At 66.2% G+C, this 1,311-nt stretch carries 1 protein-coding gene and 1 pseudogene; one reads left to right on the top strand and one right to left on the bottom strand.

Features of this window, described 5'->3' with window-relative positions; genetic code table 11:
* Nucleotides 1–392: pseudogene (locus tag EOA38_RS36955) on the top strand (TetR/AcrR family transcriptional regulator); the annotation flags it as partial.
* A 12-nt stretch (nt 393–404) separates the two neighbouring features.
* Here EOA38_RS36955 and EOA38_RS36950 read toward each other — a convergent pair.
* Nucleotides 405–1,311, bottom strand: a 907-nt coding sequence (locus tag EOA38_RS36950) for an ATP-binding protein (protein ID WP_145966308.1), incomplete at its 5' end; no start/stop codon positions are given.

Raw genomic sequence — 1,311 nt, 5'->3', positions numbered from 1 at the left:
CCGTTTTGTTGTGCGCCACCCTCGGGGGTGTCGAAACCCCGCCGCTGGAACGGATACGCACGCTGGTGCATGCCTTCATCCGCTCCGAATGCGACGAGGCGGCGGTTCGTGGTGCGCTGGACGATGCAGCACCCCTCTATCGCGACGCGCCCGAGGCGCAGGAGGCAAGGGCCACGGCGAACGGCATGGTTGAGGCCTTCATGCGAGAGACGCTGCCCGAAGCCGCGGATGATGCCCGCGCCATGGCCGGCCAACTGATCATAAAAACTCTCAGCGCCATGGGGGCCGACTTTTCGGAAAACCCGCGAACAGAGGCTGAGATCGAAGATTATTCCGACGCCCTTGCCGACATGTTCTGTGCCTATCTCAGGAGTCTGGGGCACCAAGGATAGGTAGGAAGAGGATCACTCCGCCGCCGGCGCCAGCGCCCTGACCCTTGCCATCATCGAGCGCAGCACGGCCGGCTTCAGCGGTTTGTTGACCACCGGAACGTCGAGCCGGCCCGCAGCAGTGCGCACCTCGCTGGAACGGTCGGCGGTGACCAGCACACAAGGCAGGTCCTGGCCATAGGCGGCGCGCAGCTTGGCGATCGCGTCGAGCCCTGTGCCGCCGTCGAGATGGTAGTCGGCAAGCACGATATCGGGCCTTCGCGCGCCCGGCCGCAGCAGATCGTCCGATCCGGAGGCCGTCTCGACGCTGCAGCCCCAACCCTCGAGCAGCAGCCGCATGCCATCGAGGATGCGCGCGTCGTTGTCGATGCACAGCACGTTCAGCCCGGCAAGCGTGGAGGCCGCGCGTGCCGGCGGCTTCCCGACCTCGCGCGGTGGCGCCGCGACCGCCGCCACCGGCAGGATCACGGAGAAGCGCGTGCCCTTGCCGGGGTTCGAGTAGATGCGGATTTCGAGCCTCAGCACCCGGGCGATACGGTCGACGATGGAGAGGCCGAGGCCAAGTCCTTCCGCTTCGCGCGCGCCTTCGTCCAGCCGGGTGAATTCGTGGAAGACCGTGTTCAGCTTGTCGCCGGCAATGCCGATGCCGGTGTCGATCACCTGGATCTCGGCCAACTCGCCGCGCCTTCTGACACCGACCAGGATGCGGCCCTCGCGCGTGTATTTGATGGCGTTGGAAACGAGGTTCTGGATCAGCCGCCGAAGCAAGTTGCGGTCCGTCATGACGCCGAGCGATGACGGCATGATCTCGAGTTCCAGCTTCTTTTCGGCGGCGAGCGGGCGAAAATCGTTGCCGATCTGGCTGAGCAGCCCGCCGAGGCTGAAGGCGGTGTCCTCGGGCTTCAACGCGCCGGCGTCGAGC

It is taken from the genome of Mesorhizobium sp. M1E.F.Ca.ET.041.01.1.1, assembly GCF_003997355.1.
GTDB lineage: Bacteria > Pseudomonadota > Alphaproteobacteria > Rhizobiales > Rhizobiaceae > Mesorhizobium.
This window is presented reverse-complemented; position numbering and strand designations above follow the sequence as displayed.